At 69.9% G+C, this 14,395-nt stretch carries 18 protein-coding genes; 7 read left to right on the top strand and 11 right to left on the bottom strand.

Annotated features, from left to right (window positions below):
• The coding region (locus tag A5713_RS15210) for a hypothetical protein (RefSeq protein WP_068096647.1) at positions 1-851 on the top strand (851 nt) is incomplete at its 5' end.
• A 65-nt stretch (positions 852-916) separates the two neighbouring features.
• Here the strand turns inward: A5713_RS15210 and A5713_RS15205 are convergent.
• Entirely contained in the window at positions 917-1,063 is a 147-nt protein-coding gene (locus A5713_RS15205; RefSeq protein ID WP_067277197.1) for a DUF1059 domain-containing protein, read from the bottom strand.
• A gap of 29 nt (positions 1,064-1,092) precedes the next feature.
• Positions 1,093-1,665, bottom strand: coding sequence for an HhH-GPD-type base excision DNA repair protein (locus A5713_RS15200; protein WP_067916765.1), 573 nt, complete (start codon positions 1,663-1,665; stop codon positions 1,093-1,095).
• Positions 1,666-1,809: 144 nt separating this feature from the next.
• Between A5713_RS15200 and A5713_RS15195 the strand changes: the two genes are divergently transcribed.
• The gene (locus A5713_RS15195) at positions 1,810-2,313 is read left to right on the top strand and encodes a nuclear transport factor 2 family protein (protein ID WP_068096649.1); all 504 of its coding nucleotides are present in this window, start codon (positions 1,810-1,812) and stop codon (positions 2,311-2,313) included.
• A gap of 49 nt (positions 2,314-2,362) precedes the next feature.
• Here A5713_RS15195 and A5713_RS15190 read toward each other — a convergent pair whose 3' ends face one another.
• A complete protein-coding gene (locus A5713_RS15190) occupies positions 2,363-2,551 on the bottom strand; it encodes a DUF5302 domain-containing protein (protein WP_067916767.1) in 189 nt (62 codons plus the stop codon).
• 37 nt (positions 2,552-2,588) lie between these two features.
• Complete coding sequence (locus A5713_RS15185) at positions 2,589-3,032, bottom strand: PPOX class F420-dependent oxidoreductase (protein ID WP_067916770.1); 444 nt, start codon at positions 3,030-3,032, stop codon at positions 2,589-2,591.
• Between the two features lie 77 nt (positions 3,033-3,109).
• Here A5713_RS15185 and A5713_RS15180 point away from each other — a divergent pair, with 77 nt between their 5' ends.
• Positions 3,110-3,631 carry a DUF1697 domain-containing protein gene (locus A5713_RS15180; protein ID WP_068096646.1) on the top strand — a complete coding sequence of 174 codons (522 nt, stop codon included), beginning with the start codon at positions 3,110-3,112 and terminating at the stop codon, positions 3,629-3,631.
• A gap of 10 nt (positions 3,632-3,641) precedes the next feature.
• On the opposite strand, the gene A5713_RS15175 is transcribed toward A5713_RS15180, so the two are convergent.
• Positions 3,642-4,007, bottom strand: a complete 366-nt coding sequence (locus A5713_RS15175; RefSeq protein ID WP_067277218.1) for a GntR family transcriptional regulator — start codon at positions 4,005-4,007, stop codon at positions 3,642-3,644.
• Between the two features lie 37 nt (positions 4,008-4,044).
• Here A5713_RS15175 and A5713_RS15170 point away from each other — a divergent pair, with 37 nt between their 5' ends.
• Positions 4,045-4,758 (top strand): NAD-dependent deacylase, encoded by a 714-nt coding sequence (locus A5713_RS15170; RefSeq protein ID WP_068096644.1) that lies wholly within the window; start codon positions 4,045-4,047, stop codon positions 4,756-4,758.
• A gap of 7 nt (positions 4,759-4,765) precedes the next feature.
• Here A5713_RS15170 and A5713_RS15165 read toward each other — a convergent pair whose 3' ends face one another.
• Both A5713_RS15165 and A5713_RS15160 read right to left on the bottom strand, forming a co-directional pair.
• Complete coding sequence (locus A5713_RS15165; RefSeq protein ID WP_067920882.1) at positions 4,766-5,395, bottom strand: class I SAM-dependent methyltransferase; 630 nt, start codon at positions 5,393-5,395, stop codon at positions 4,766-4,768.
• Positions 5,396-5,457: 62 nt separating this feature from the next.
• On the bottom strand, positions 5,458-7,779 hold the full coding sequence (locus A5713_RS15160) for an MMPL family transporter (protein ID WP_068096643.1): 2,322 nt from the start codon (positions 7,777-7,779) through the stop codon (positions 5,458-5,460).
• A 310-nt stretch (positions 7,780-8,089) separates the two neighbouring features.
• Between A5713_RS15160 and A5713_RS29480 the strand changes: the two genes are divergently transcribed.
• Positions 8,090-8,212: a hypothetical protein gene (locus A5713_RS29480; protein ID WP_085981634.1), complete on the top strand. Its 123-nt coding sequence runs from the start codon at positions 8,090-8,092 to the stop codon at positions 8,210-8,212.
• Between the two features lie 133 nt (positions 8,213-8,345).
• Here the strand turns inward: A5713_RS29480 and A5713_RS15155 are convergent, their stop codons facing one another.
• Both A5713_RS15155 and A5713_RS15150 read right to left on the bottom strand, forming a co-directional pair.
• Complete coding sequence (locus tag A5713_RS15155; RefSeq protein ID WP_068053923.1) at positions 8,346-9,098, bottom strand: 3-hydroxyacyl-CoA dehydrogenase; 753 nt, start codon at positions 9,096-9,098, stop codon at positions 8,346-8,348.
• A gap of 53 nt (positions 9,099-9,151) precedes the next feature.
• Entirely contained in the window at positions 9,152-10,237 is a 1,086-nt protein-coding gene (locus A5713_RS15150) for a CaiB/BaiF CoA-transferase family protein (RefSeq protein ID WP_067920876.1), read from the bottom strand.
• A 97-nt stretch (positions 10,238-10,334) separates the two neighbouring features.
• Here A5713_RS15150 and A5713_RS15145 point away from each other — a divergent pair, with 97 nt between their 5' ends.
• The gene (locus tag A5713_RS15145) at positions 10,335-11,144 is read left to right on the top strand and encodes an enoyl-CoA hydratase (protein ID WP_068096641.1); all 810 of its coding nucleotides are present in this window, start codon (positions 10,335-10,337) and stop codon (positions 11,142-11,144) included.
• An 85-nt stretch (positions 11,145-11,229) separates the two neighbouring features.
• Positions 11,230-12,603, top strand: coding sequence for a DUF2867 domain-containing protein (locus tag A5713_RS15140; protein ID WP_068096639.1), 1,374 nt, complete (start codon positions 11,230-11,232; stop codon positions 12,601-12,603).
• Here the strand turns inward: A5713_RS15140 and A5713_RS15135 are convergent.
• Together A5713_RS15135 and A5713_RS15130 are read right to left on the bottom strand one after the other, a co-directional pair.
• A complete protein-coding gene (locus tag A5713_RS15135) occupies positions 12,566-13,288 on the bottom strand; it encodes a CPBP family intramembrane glutamic endopeptidase (protein ID WP_068096637.1) in 723 nt (240 codons plus the stop codon). The genes A5713_RS15140 and A5713_RS15135 overlap by 38 nt on opposite strands.
• Positions 13,285-14,395 (bottom strand): NAD(P)H-binding protein (locus A5713_RS15130; protein WP_068096635.1); only part of this gene is annotated, 1,111 nt, incomplete at its 5' end. The genes A5713_RS15135 and A5713_RS15130, both read right to left, overlap by 4 nt.

The raw sequence follows: 14,395 nt of genomic DNA, 5'->3' as shown, positions 1-14,395 counted from the left end.
CCGTGAACCAGTTCCTGGCCGAGCCCGGCGCGGCCCTGCCGGACGGCTCACCGGTGCCGCACGTGCCGCCGGCCGGCGTCGAACCGGGCGCCCAGTCCCACCTGCCGACCGGCATCGACCCGGCCCACGCGGCCGGGCCCGGACCGGTCGCCTCCCCGCCCGCGGCGGGCTTCGAACCGGGCGCCCAATCGCACCTGCCGGCCGGCATCGACCCGGCCCACGCGGCCGGACCGGGACCGGTCGCGGCCCCGCCGGCCGCCGCCCCGTCGGTGGTCGCGCCGCCCGCGTCCGCACCGGCGGCGGGCACCGTCGCACCCGTGGCCGCGCCCGTACCGGTGCCTCCGGCGCCCGAGGCTGCACCGGCAGCCGCTCCGGCGCCGGACACCGCACCGGCTCCCGCGCCCGCCGCGGCACCCGCGGCGGCTCCGGGTTTCGGCCCCGACGCCCCGCCCACGCAGGACTTCATGTATCCCTCGATCGGCACCAATTGCCTGGCGGACGGCACCACCGCGATCGCCACCGCGCTCTCGGTGGCGGGGCCGGCGAAGATCCCGACGCCGGGGCCGGGGCCCGGGCAGACCGCCTACGTGTTCACCGCCGTCGGCACGCCCGGCCCCGCCGAGGTGCAGAAGCTGCCGTTGAACGTCACCTGGGTGAACCTGACGACGGGCAAGTCGGGAACGGTGGCGCTCAAGCCGCGCACCGATATCAATCCCGAGGGGCCGACGACGCTGACCGCGATCGCCGACACCGGGTCGGGCAGCATCATGTCGACCATCTTCGGTCAGGTCACCACCAAGGAAAAGCAGTGCCAGTTCATGCCCACGATCGGCTCCACGGTGGTGCCGTAGGCCGCACCGACACCGTTCCGGGCGCGCGTGTCCCCCACGGGGCACGCGCGCTCGCTGTGTCGGTGCTAGTACGCCATGAACAGGATCGCGTCCCGGTCGTACTCGAGGCCCGGGTGATCGCTGGCCAGATGAGCCTGCGTCAGCTCGACCAGTTCGTCCTCATCCTTGCCGACGATGGCTTCCCCGCACGGACACGTCAGGTGTGTCTTCACGTTGCCGCCCTTCCCTTCTGGTCACCCAGCTACTTCGCCGCCTTGGCTGCTGCCTTCATCTGCTTCTTGTAGGAACGCACCTTGCCCATCGACTGGGCGTCGACGATGTCGGCGACGGAGATGTGGGTGCCGTCCTTGCCGAACTGCCCGGCCGCCGCGCGCCAGCCTTCGACGTCGACGCCGTACTGCTTGCCCAGCAGCGCCAGGAAAATCTGCGCCTTGACCTCGCCGAACCCTGGGAGCCCCTTGATGCGGCGCAGCAGCTCCGCGCCGTCCGGGTCGCCGGATGTCCACAGCGCCGCCGCGTCGCCGTCGTAACGGTCCACGATGATCTGCGCCAGGGCCTGGATCCGCTTGGCCATCGATCCGGGAAACCGGTGTATCGCAGGCTTTTCCGCGCACAGGGCGGCGAACTTGTCCGGGTCGTACTCGGCGATTTCATGGGCACCGAAGCCGCCCATCCGGTCCGCGATCTTCTTGGGCCCGGCAAATGCCGTCTCGAAGGGCACCTGCTGATCGAGCACCATCCCGATGAGCAGGGCCAACGGGTTCTCGTCCAGCAGCGCGTCGGCCTCGGGGTCTTGAGCGAGCCACAGTGTCACCGTCGACGACCTCCCTTTCCGCTGAACACCCTAAGCCCGAAGTCCCCCGTGGTCGACAGACTACCTACCGGAAAGGCGCTGACGACCAGCAGATAACCACCGCGTTATCGTGACCGGGTGGTGGACGAGGCCCGGTTGGCGCTGATGCTGGCCCGCGACGAACTGCACGCACTCGTCACTGCCTATTGCCGCGCGGTCGACCGCGCCGACTATGCGACGCTTCGCGGCCTGTACCACCCCGACGCGACGGACTCACACGGCTCGTTCTCCACCGGCGGCGTCGACGAGTTCATCGCGCAGCTGCGGGCGGCGGAACCGTATGTGCGTGTCTCCCAACACAACATCACCACGACGAACTTCGTGATCGAGGGTGACACCGCCCGCGGCGAAATCTACTGCCTGGTGTTTCACACCTTCGCCGGTCCCGAACACGACTCAGACGTCGTCATCGGCGGCCGGTACCTGGACTCCTACGCCAAACACGAGGGCCGCTGGAAGTTCACCCGGCGCACCATCGTCGCGGACTGGGCCTATCAGAACGACCCGTCGCAAGTGAACTTCGGGCACCCCAGCACCCGGGGCAGCCTGCGCGGCCAACCGGGCCAGGCCGACCCGTCGGTGGGCCTATTCGCACCGCCGAACGGCTGAGCCGGCTTTGCGACGAAAGCCGTCGTAGCACAACACGTCCCGGCGCCTCTCACCCGCTCTTGCGGCGGAATTCACGGCGGTTCTCCACCGGTCCGTGCGCACGCGACTGCTTGCCGGCGCCGTTCTTGTGGTCGGACCCGCCCGACGACTTGGCCATCTTGCGGTCGAGGGCTTCGCGGAACTTGCGCTTGGTGTCGTCGTCCGATTGCGGCGCCTCGGAAGACTTGGGTTCAGCCATACCGGCAGCCTAGCCCGGGATCTCCGGAATCGGGCGGCTACCGCATCCCGGGCGGCATGCCGTACACGTGCGAGATCGGCAGCGTCAGCAGCACCCGCCGGTCGGTGACCATCGCCTGGCGGTATTCGTCCCAGTCCGGGTGTTCGCCGGCGATGTTGCGGTACAAGGCAATCAGCGCCTCGACGGTGTCGTCGCCGGGGTCGGCCGCCGGCGGCGTCAGGATCGCCGTGCCCTCGGCCACCGCGTAGGACCACCCGTCGTCGGCGTCGACCAGGATGGACGCCCTCGGGTCGCGGCGCAGGTTGCGGGTCTTGGCGCGCGGCTCGGTGATCGACACCCGCACCGCCAGGTCGCGCGGGTCGAAGTGGTAGCTCACGTTCGACAGCTGAGGGCGCCCGTCACGCTTGATGGTGGCCAGCACTCCGAGCGAGTTTCCACTGATCACGGCCAGCAGCTTGTCGTCGAAGACTTGGCGCCCCATGGGAGAGAGCCTACGTCGCGCGTCCAGCAACGGGTCCCGGATCGGGTCAGCGCGAGCCGCCCTGGTGAAATCGGATCATGACCGAGTACGCGGCCTTCCTGCGCGGTGTCAACGTCGGCGGCGTCAACCTCAAGATGGCCGAGGTGGCGCGCGCATTCACCGACGCCGGCTTCACGGGCGTGCGCACCATCCTGGCCAGCGGCAACGTCGTGCTGCAGTCACCCGCCGGTGCCGCCGCCGTGCGCAAGAAGGCCGAGGCCGCGCTGCGCGAGAGGTTTGGCTACGACGCCTGGGTGCTCGTTTATGACGTCGCGACGGTGCGGGCCGTCGTCGACGCCTACCCGTTCGAGCCGGAGGTCGACGGCTATCAGTCCTACGTCACGTTCGTCGCCGACAAAGCCGCGCTCGACGAACTCGCCGCGCTGGGCGAGGATGCCGGCCCGCACGAGAGGATCGGCGCCGGCGCGGGCGTCATCTACTGGCAGGTGCCCAAGGGCGGCACCCTGGACAGCACGATCGGCAAGACGATGGGCAAGCCGCGCTACAAGTCCTCGACCACCACGCGCAACCTGCGCACGCTGGCGAAGGTGCTGCGTTGAGACGGCGCGCTCAGTCGTCCGGCACGTTGGTGAGGTAGCGCATCGCGTCGGATTTGGTCAGCCCCAGCGCCCGGGCCACCTCGACGTACTCCTTGGCGGCGGCGGCCATCGCGGCGTCCGTCGGGTCGAAGCGGGAGATGAAAGTGCCGAAGCGCCCGCGGGTTTCGACGATCGCCGCCGACTCGAGTTCCCGGTAGGCGCGGGCGACGGTGTTCGCCGCCACGCCCAGCTGCCCGGCCAGGTCGCGCACAGTGGGGAGCCGGGTGCCCGGGGGGAGCGCGCCCGCCCGAACGCCGTCGATGACCTGGGTCCTGAGCTGGTCGAACAGCGGTTTGCCCGCCTTCACATCGACCTTCAGCAAATCCCGCAGCTCCACGTCCTCAGTATGTCCCAAGCACGGCTATCTTTGTGGGATGCGAGTAACGGTGCTGAGCGGCGCGGGGATCTCCGCGGAGAGCGGGGTGCCGACCTTCCGTGACGACAAGAACGGATTGTGGGCCCGCTTCGATCCCTACGAGCTGTCCAGCACGCAGGGCTGGCGCGACAACCCCGAGCGGGTCTGGGGATGGTACCTGTGGCGTCACTACCTGGTGGCCGACGTCGCGCCCAACACGGGGCACCGCGCCATCGCCGCCTGGCAGGACGGCGCCGAGGTCAGCGTGATCACCCAGAACGTCGACGACCTGCATGAGCGCGCCGGCAGCATGCCGGTCCACCACCTGCACGGCAGCCTGTTCGAATTCCGTTGCGACCGTTGCGGTATGCCTTACACCGGCGCGCTGCCCAAGATGGCGGAACCGACGCTCGAGGTCGAGCCGCCGGTCTGTCACTGCGGCGGCCTGATCCGGCCGGACATCGTGTGGTTCGGTGAGCCGTTGCCCGACGCGCCGTGGCAGAGCGCCGTCGAGGCGACCGAGGCCGCCGACGTGATGGTGGTGGTCGGGACCTCGGCGATCGTCTACCCGGCGGCCGGGCTGGCCGAGCTCGCGCTGTCCCGCGGCACGGCCGTCATCGAGGTCAATCCGGAGGTCACGCCGCTGTCCCGGAACGCGACCATCAGCATCCGCGAGACCGCGAGCCAGGCGCTGCCCGGCTTGCTGCAGCGGCTGCCCGCCCTGCTGAAGTAGCCGGCGACTACGGCCTGCGGGCGCGGCCCAGCAGCAATTCGGACACCGGCATCGGCGCCCACGCCGGCAGCGTGAACTCGCGCCGGGAAACGCCGACTTCGAATCCGGCGTCGACGATCGCACGCTCGGTGTCCCGGTGGGTGTGGCAGTTGCCGAACAACCGGGGCCACACCGTCGCGTCGGCGATCCGTTGCAGACGGCCCCGCGCGCCGGCGCTCGCCACGTGCTCGAGGTACCGCAACTCGCCACCTGGGCGCAGCAACGAATACAGCCGCCGCAGCACGCCGCCGGGGTCGCGCACCGAGCACAACACCAGCGAGCACACCACGGCGTCGAACGGCTCACCGCCGCTGAAATCCTCCGCCGTCTCCCCCGTCACCAACACCCGGGCGGGCACCACGTCCGCCGCGGCCCGCGCCTGGGCCGCCAGCCGCGGCTCGGGCTCCACCGCGACCACCTCGTGGACCGACTCCGGGTAGTGGGGAAAGTTCGTCCCGATGCCCGCGCCGACCTCGAGCACCCGCCCCGACAACCCGGCCAGGTTCTCGCGGCGCAGCGCGCGGATGGCCTCGGTCTCGTGGGTGGCGACGACGGGCCAGATGCGCGCGAAGAACGGGTTGTCCACCGCCGTTGTCATACAGGTCAACCTTCCGATCGAATCGGCCTCAGGATAGGGGTGTTGCCGGCGAGGGCGGGTGCTTAACCGATGTTGGCCACGGGTTCCCCCAGCGGGCCGCCGTCAAGCGGGATCGCCTCGAGGCATCCGCGCTCGTGGGCCCCGCCCTCGCTGATGCCGAACCGCTCGTGCAGCCAGGCCAGCGGCCTGGGCGCCCACCAATTCCACCGGCCCATCACGTGCATGAAGGCGGGCACCACGACCATCCGCACCAGGGTGGCGTCGGCGAACACGGCGAGCGTCAGGCCGAGGCCGAACATCCGCATGAACGACACGTGCGCGGCGATCAGTGCGGCGAACGACATCGACATCACCAGCGCGGCGGCGGTGATCACCCGGCCGGTGCGGGCCACCCCGAGCGCCACGCTCTCGTCGTTGGCGGCGTCGGCCTGCTTCGGGCTCGGCTTCGCCGGTCGAGCGGCCCCGGACGCGAGCCAGTACTCCCGAATGCGGGACAGCAGGAACACCTCATAGTCCATCGACAGCCCGAAGGCGATGCAGAACAGCAGCACCGGCATGTTCGCGACCAGCGTCCCGCTCGGCGTCGTGCCGAGCGCGCCGAGATGCCCGTCCTGGAAGATCCACACCAGCGCACCGAACGCCGCGGTCAGCGACAGGATGTTGCAGGCCAGCGCCTTAACCGGCAGCAGCACGCTACCGGTGAGCAGGAACAGCAACGCGAAGGTGATCGCGGCCATCAGCCCGAGCACCAGCGGCAGGCGGTCGGTGACCGCGTCGACGCTGTCGCGGTTGACCTGCGCGACGCCACCCATCGCGACGGAACGCCCCGCCGGCCCGGGCACCTGGTGCAATCGCTGGAGTTGGGCGTCGCTCGCCGCGGAGAACAGCGGCGCTGTGCTGCTGACGGTCAGGAACGCGCTGCCGTCGGCCAGGCCGGTGGCCCCCACCGGCGGCCCGGTCCGGTTCCCGCCGACGAACGCCCCGCCGGGGGCCGACACGGCCGCGACGCCGGGCACCCGCGACAGGTCTGCGGCGTAGGTGTCGAGGTCCGCCGGGTTCAGGCCGCGCGCGTCGGGGACGACGACCGGCACGGACGTCGCGGAGTCGTTCGCGAAATCGTTGCGCAGCTGGTCACCGACCTGGTGCGACGAGGTCGACCGCGGCAGCACCCGGTCGTCCGGGAAACCCCATTTGACGCCCATGAACGGCAGCCCGAGCAGGAGCAGCAGCGCAACGACGGTCACACCGATCGGCGCCCAGCGGCGCATCACCAACTTGGTCGATCGATACCAGAACAGCTCTTCGACGGGCTTGCGCACCGGCTCCGGACGCCGGAAGACCCGGCGCATCAGCCGGCGCACGTCGAGCGCGTCCAGCCGGGGGCCCAGCAGCACGATGGCGGCCGGGGTGATCACGATCGAGGCGGTCGCGACGAAGGCCACGGTGGCCACGCCGGCGTAGGCGAACGACTTGAGGAAGTACATCGGGAACGCCACCGTCGCCGACATGGACAGCGCCACGGTGACCGCGGAGAACAACACCGTCCGCCCGGAGGTCGCCATGGTCCGGATCAGCGCCTCGTCCCGGTCGGCGCCCTCGGCCAACTCGTCGCGGTAGCGGCTGACGATCAGCAGCGTGTAGTCGATGGCCAGCGCCAGGCCCAGCGCGGTGCTCAGGTTGAGCGCGAAGATCGACACTTCGGTGGTGAACGTGATCAGCCGCAACACCGTCATGGACCCGACGACGGCCAGCGCGCCCAGCGCCATCGGCAACGCCGCCGCCAGCAGCCCGCCGAACACCCAGATCAGGATCAGGAAGCTCAGCGGCAGCGCGATCATCTCCATCACCAGCAGGTCGGCCTGGTTCTGCGTGTTGATCTGCGCGTACTGCATGGCCGCGCCGCCGGCGCGGACGGTGACGCCGTCACGGTCGTGGACGAATTGGTCGGCGACGGTTTGGGCGTTGCTCTGCGCGTAGTTCTCGCCGCCCTTGAGGTTCACCACGATCAGGCCCGACTTGCCGTCGCGGCTGAGCAGATCGGCGGCCGCTTGGGGTGGGACCGTCCACGGTGACGACGCGTTGTAGACCAGGGGTGACTTCTGCAGCTGGTTGACGAGGTCGGTGCCCACGGCGCGGGCCTGTGCGCTGTCGCTGCCGCCGGGAGCGGTCACCACGATCAGCATCTGCTGACCGCTCTGGCCGAACTTGTCGGTGAGCACCTGGATCGCGCGGGCGGACTCCGAGTGGGGGTCCTGGAAACCGCCGGGAGACAGACTCTTGGCGACCGGGATGCCGAAGATCGCGGCGGCGACGAAAACCAGGACACCGATGGCGATGATGCGGCGGGGCGCCGCGATGGCCATGCGGGCGATCCCCTGCAGCATGTCGAGCCCTTCCGCCGCCGTGCTGATCGCGCTGGCCGCTGGCGTACCGGCGACAACCTAACAAACGCTAGTTTTCACGCGTCAAACAGATTCCTCTTCAAGCACGCGCGGGGGCGGCCGCAGGGTTCAACGCGCGATTTCTAAACCGGTGCCACCCTAAGAGTCCGGCCAGAAACTTGGCCGGTAATTAAGCAGGTCACGGGGCCAAAAGCCGGGCTTGACAGCCCTGAACCTACCCGCCGGTAAATTGCCACCATTTTCCGAATCGTGACTCAAAGATTCCTTAATGGTGGCCCATACGCTCAGTGTCATGTGGATCGACGACACGAGTGCAGACGTCATCAAGGTTGACTTCGAAGCCCTCTACCACGGCGACGTGCTGGTGGAAGGCGAGACCTCCGAGCAGTTCGAAGAACTGCAAGCGGCGAGCTGAGCTGACGCCATGAGTATGCTCGCGCGGCTGTTGATGGCCGAACCAGCTGTCAGTCGATGGTTCCGTCGATAAAAGTCTCTCTCCGATACGAAAGCCCCCCGCTTCTCGCGGGGGGCTTTCGTGTTCGGGGGACTCAGCGGGGCGCCATGCGGATGGCACCGTCCAGGCGGATGACCTCGCCGTTGAGCATCGGGTTTTCGATGATGTGGACCGCGAGCGCGCCGTACTCGTCGGGGTCACCGAGCCGGGCCGGGTGCGGCACCTGCTTGCCCAGCGACTTCTGGGCCTCCTCGGGCAGCGAACCGAGCAGCGGGGTCTTGAACAGCCCAGGCGCGATGGTGACCACGCGGATGAGTTCGCGCGACAGGTCGCGCGCGATCGGCAGCGTCATGCCGACCACGCCGCCCTTGGACGCCGAGTAGGCGGCCTGGCCGATCTGGCCCTCGAACGCGGCGACGGAGGCGGTGTTGATGATGACGCCGCGCTCCTCCCCGATGGGCTCGGTCTTGGCGATGCGCTCGGCGGCCAGCCGCAGCACGTTGAACGTGCCGATCAGGTTGACCCCGACCACCTTCTTGAACGCATCGAGCGGGAACGGGCCGTCCTTGGACAGCGTCTTGATGGCGTTGCCGATGCCCGCGCAGTTGACGTTGATGCGCAGCGGGCCCATCGACTCGGCGGTGTCGAGCGCCTTGCCGACGGCCGCCTCGTCGGTGACGTCGGCCTGCACGAAACGGGCGCGCTCGCCGAGTTCTTGGACGGCCTCTTCGCCCCGCAGGTCGATCACCACCACCTGCGCCCCGGCGTCCAGCAGCCGCTTGGTGGTGGCCAAGCCCAGGCCCGAGGCGCCCCCGGTGACGACGGCGACGGCGTCCTTGATCTTCATACGAGTCCTTCCTTGAGAATCGTTGCGAGTCCAGCCAACCAGTTGGTTGGCGACTATACCCAGTCGCTCAGAACGGCTTCGACGTCGGGCAGCGGCGCGGCCGGCGGCCGGGGAACGTCGGGCTTGGTGCGGGAGAACCGCGGCGCCGGCAACGGCTGCAGACCGCCGTCCACGTCGTAGAACGTGTTCCGCTCGGTGATGTGCGGCTCGGTGTGCACCTCGCCGAACGCCAGCACCGGTGTCACACAGGCGTCGGAATCGGCGAACACCTTCGCCCAGTGGTCGCGGTCATGCCCGGCGAAGGCCGCCGTCAGCGCCTCGCGCAGCTCGGGCCAGCGGCTGACGTCGTTCTGCGCCGGCAGGTTGGCGGCGTCCAACCCCAGCCCGGCCAGCATGGCCGCATAGAACTGCGGCTCGATGGCGCCGACGGCGACGTAGCGCCCGTCGGCGCACTCATAGGTGTCGTAGTAGGGCGCGCCGCCGTCGAGCATGTTGGTGCCGCGCACGTCCGACCACATGCCCAGCCCGCGCATCGCCCACATCATCTGGATCAGCACGCTGGAGCCGTCGACCATGGCGGCGTCGATGACCTGGCCCTTGCCGGAGGTCTGCCGCTCCCACAGCGCGGACAGGATGCCGACCAGCAGGAACATCGAGCCCCCGCCGAAGTCACCGACCAGGTTCAGCGGCGGCACCGGTCGCTCGCCGGCCCGGCCGATGGCATGGAGGATCCCGTTGAGCGAGATGTAGTTGATGTCGTGGCCGGCCTGCTGACTGCGCGGGCCGGCCTGCCCCCAGCCGGTCATCCGGGCGTAGATCAGCCGCTCGTTGACCTCGGCGCACTGCTCGGGCCCGAGGCCGAGCCGCTCGGTGACACCGGGACGGAAGCCCTCGATCAACACGTCGGCCTTGGCCACCAGCTGGAGCACGACGGCTCGGCCCTCGTCGGACTTGAGGTCGACGGTCAGGACGCGCCGGTTGCGCAGCATGGCGTCCTTCGCGACACCGCCGGGACCGGTCGATGGCCGGTCGATGCGCACCACGTCGGCTCCCAGATCCCCCAGGATCATCGCCGCGTGCGGGCCCGGCCCGATGCCGGCCAACTCGACGACCCGAAGTCCCTTCAGCGGTCCAGCCACGACCCACCGACCTTTCGTCTGCTCTGACGTCCGTTGTTGTTGGCATCTTCGCAGCCGCCCGCAACGGGCGCGCAGCCCGGTCACTTAGGGTGAGCCCATGCCGCAATCCGCGATCGACACCCTGACCCCCGTCGAAGGCCTTTCCGTCACGCTGACCGACGGCGTGCTGTCGGTGACCATCGACCGGCCCGACAGCCTCAATTCGCTGACCGTGCCGGTGATTACCGGGATCGCCGACGCAATGGAACGCGCCGCGACGGATCCGGAGGTGAAGGTGGTGCGCCTCGGGGGTGCGGGCCGCGGCTTCTGCTCCGGCGCGGGGATCAGCGCCGACGACGTGTCCGGGACCGGGCTCTCGCCCGACGAGATCGTCCTAGAGATCAACCGGCTGATCCGGGCGATCGCCGCCGTGCCACACCCGGTGGTCGCCGTGGTCCAGGGACCGGCGGCCGGCGTCGGCGTTTCCCTGGCCCTGGCGTGCGACATCGTATTGGCTTCGGAGAGCGCTTTTTTCATGCTCGCCTTCACCAAGATCGGCCTGATGCCCGACGGCGGCGCGTCGGCGCTGATCGCGGCCGCCGTCGGCCGCATCCGGGCGATGCACATGGCGCTGCTGCCCGAACGCCTACCGGCCGCCGAGGCGCTGTCGTGGGGGTTGGTCAGCGCCGTGTACCCGGCCGCCGAATTCGAGGCCGAGGTGGACAAGGTGATCGCCAGGCTGTTGGCGGGGCCCGTCGCCGCGTTCGGCAAGACCAAGCTGGCGATCAACGCGGCCACGCTCACCCAGTTGGAGCCGGCGTTGCAGCGCGAATACGAGGGGCAGGCAGTGCTGCTGCGATCCCACGACTTCGTGGAGGGCACAAAGGCTTTCCAACAGCGCCGCGCGCCGGAGTTCACCGATCGCTGAGCCCGTGGCGCTTACCGGTGGCCCACGCCGGTAATCCTCCCCGCGTCGGGTCCGAATAATTCCGAAGGCGACGGACGGAGAATCCATGGCTGGACAGGTGCGATGCCTGGTGACCGGGGCGACCGGCTACATCGGCGCCCGGCTGGTGCCCCGACTCCTGGACGAAGGCCACCCGGTGCGCGCCCTGGCCCGCAACCCGGCGAAGCTGGCGGACGTGCCGTGGCGGCAGCAGGCGGAGGTCGCGCGCGGGGACCTCGGTGACGTCGATTCGCTGATCGCGGCGTTCGCCGGCATCGATGTCGTCTACTACCTGGTCCATTCGATGGGCTCGGCGAAGGACTTCGCCGACGAGGAGACGCGCGCGGTGCGCAACGTCGTCACGGCGGCCCGTCGCGCGGGGGTGCGGCGCATCGTGTACCTGAGTGGGCTGCATCCCGAGGGCCGCAAGCTCTCACCGCACCTGGAATCGCGGACGGCGGTCGGCGATGCGCTGATCGCCTCGGGCATCGAGACGCTGGTGCTGCAGGCGGGCGTCGTCGTCGGCTCGGGGTCGGCGTCGTTCGAGATGATCCGGCACCTCACCGACCGGTTGCCGGTGATGACCACCCCGAAGTGGGTGCACAACAAGATTCAGCCGATCGCGGTGCGCGACGTGCTGTACTACCTGGTGGCCGCGGCGACGGCCGCGGTGCCGTCCTCGCGCACCTGGGACATCGGCGGACCCGACGTCTTGGAGTACGGCGACATGATGCGCGTCTACGCCGAAGTCGCGGGGCTGGGTAAGCGCTATCTGATCGTGCTGCCGTTCTTGACGCCCACGATCGCCAGCCTCTGGGTCGGAACGGTGACGCCGATCCCGCCGGGGTTGGCGCGCCCATTGATCGAGTCGCTGGAATGCGACGCGGTGATGCGCAACCACGACGTCGACAGCGTCATCGCGCCCCCGCCGGGCGGCCTGACCCCCTACCGCCGGTCCGTCGAACTGGCGCTCAGCCGCGCCGCTCGGGGAGTCCCGGAACCCTCGTGGTCGTCGTTGCGGTCCGAGCCGGCCGAGGCGCTGCCCAGCGACCCGCAGTGGGCGGGCGAAATCGTCTACACCGATGCGCGCGCCGCGCACACCCCCGCCGAACCCGCCGCCGTCTGGAAGGCGGCGGAGGACGCCGTGACTTCGCGGGCGGCCTGGACGGTCGAGGAGCGCAAGCCGGGAACGCTGTTGCGGCTGCGCTCCACCAAGCGGGCGCCGGGACGGGAATGGCTCGAGATCGCGGTCGCACCGCAACAAGGCCGCGGCAGCCGCTACACCCAGCGGTCCCTCTTTCTGCCGCGCGGCATCCCGGGGCGGGTGTACTGGTTCTTCGCGCGGCCGGTCCACGCCGCCAGGATGCGTGCGCTGGCCCGCGAGGTCGTCGGCCCGGCCGGCGTCAGACCCCGAACATCGGGGGCAGCACGAGAACCATGATCAGCCCCCACACCAGGTGGGTGAGCATCGGCGCCAGGACCCCGCCGGTCGCCCGGCGCTCGAACGCGCAGACCGTCCCCAGGATGACCGCGGCGAAGCCGAGCATCGGGTTGCCGCTGGCCAGCGTCGCGCAGGTGTAGAGGACGGTCGAAATCAGGACGGGGTGATAGCGGCCCAGGGCCGTGTAGAGCGCGCCGCGAAAGAACACTTCCTCGGCGACGCCGTTGACCAGGGTGATCGCCACGATCACCGGATACCACCCGTGGTGGGCGTATTCCAGCACCCTGGTTATCAACTCCGCCACCGGCGTGATCTCCCGGGCGATCAGCCCGCCCACCACGAAGACGGCGCCGAGCAGGAGACCGATCGTCGTCCCGGTGATGACCGGCCGTTGGTTGCGGCCACGCCAGCAGATGCCGCCCAGGTGTAGCGGGCCGGAGATGAGCCCACCGGCGAACCACACCCCCGCCAGCGCCAGCGTGAGCCAGTAGAAGCTCGACTCCCCCGGGTGACGCCGCAGCGAGAACCCGAGCATCGCCGCGCCGACCACCAGCGTGATCGTCACGATGACGCGCCGGCGTCGCACGACGGCCGGCGACTCATGATGGGGCACGGCGACCTTGTTGAGGGCGCGCCACCACTCGGACAGCACGCCGGTGTTGGACGGGGCGGTTGACTGGCTCATGCGGGATGCACCTTCGGGGTCAGGGCGATCAGGAGGTCGAGGCCGGTTCGAAGCGCGCCGGCGAGCGGACCGGGGACCATGCCCACCAGCCCCAAAGCCGGCCGCACGACGGGCGGGGTGAGGCGGCGGGCCAGGTGGCGGATGCGCCGCGCGTCACCGCCGGCCCACGCGGGATCGGTGTCGGCGAGGTGATGGGGGTCGGCCAGGGCGTTGACCGGGGACGGGCGATTCGGCTGATCGGCCAAGGCTAGGGCAATGGCGTCCTGGACGCCGAGCAACCCACCGGGCGGGTCGGCCACGCGATCGCGTAGGTCGCCCTTCGACGCCACCATCGGGTGATCCAGCGATTCGACCAGATCGCCGGCCAGCCCCGGCGGCACCGGAAGGGCGACGCCGGTGATCAGCGACGCCAGCCCCGTGTCGACCCTGCCGACCGGCAAGCCGGCGTGCCACCGGCCCGAGATGCGCGTATACGTCTTGAGCAGCTCGCGGTAGGACGTGGTGTCCGGGCCAGAGATGTCGTACGCCCCCGCCGGCACCACGCCCGGGTCGGCGGCGGCGACGAGGTAGTGCAGGACATCGCGAATCGAGATCGGGTCGATCGGGTTGTCCATCCAGGTCGGTATGGGGATGAGCGGAAAACGGTCCCCGACGTAGCGCATCATCTCGAACGAGGTCGATCCCGCCCCGATGATCATCGCCGCGCCCAGCCACACCACCTCCGGCCCGCCCGGGATCGTCAGCGCCTCGGCCACCTCGGCCCTGCTCGTCAGGTGCTCGGACAGCACCTCGTCGGCGGGCACGAACCCGCCCAGGTAGACGATGCGCCGCACGCCGGCGTCCCGGGCCGCCGCCGCCACGTTGGCGGCCGCGGCCTTGTCGGCGTCCCGGAAGCCGGGCTGACCGATGGCGTGCACCAGGTAATACACCACGTCAACGGGTCCGGATTCGGCGAAGGCCGCTCGGGTCGAGGCGGGATCCGCGGCATCGAGCGCCACCGGTGTGACCTCGCCGAACCAGCCGAACCGCCTGAGGCGCGCGGGTTTTCGGGTGGCGGCCACGACGTGGTGCCGGTCCGCCAGCAGCGCCGTGACCAGCCGCGATCCG

The sequence above is a fragment of the Mycobacterium sp. E2497 genome, from assembly GCF_001668695.1.
GTDB lineage: Bacteria > Actinomycetota > Actinomycetes > Mycobacteriales > Mycobacteriaceae > Mycobacterium.
This window is presented reverse-complemented; position numbering and strand designations above follow the sequence as displayed.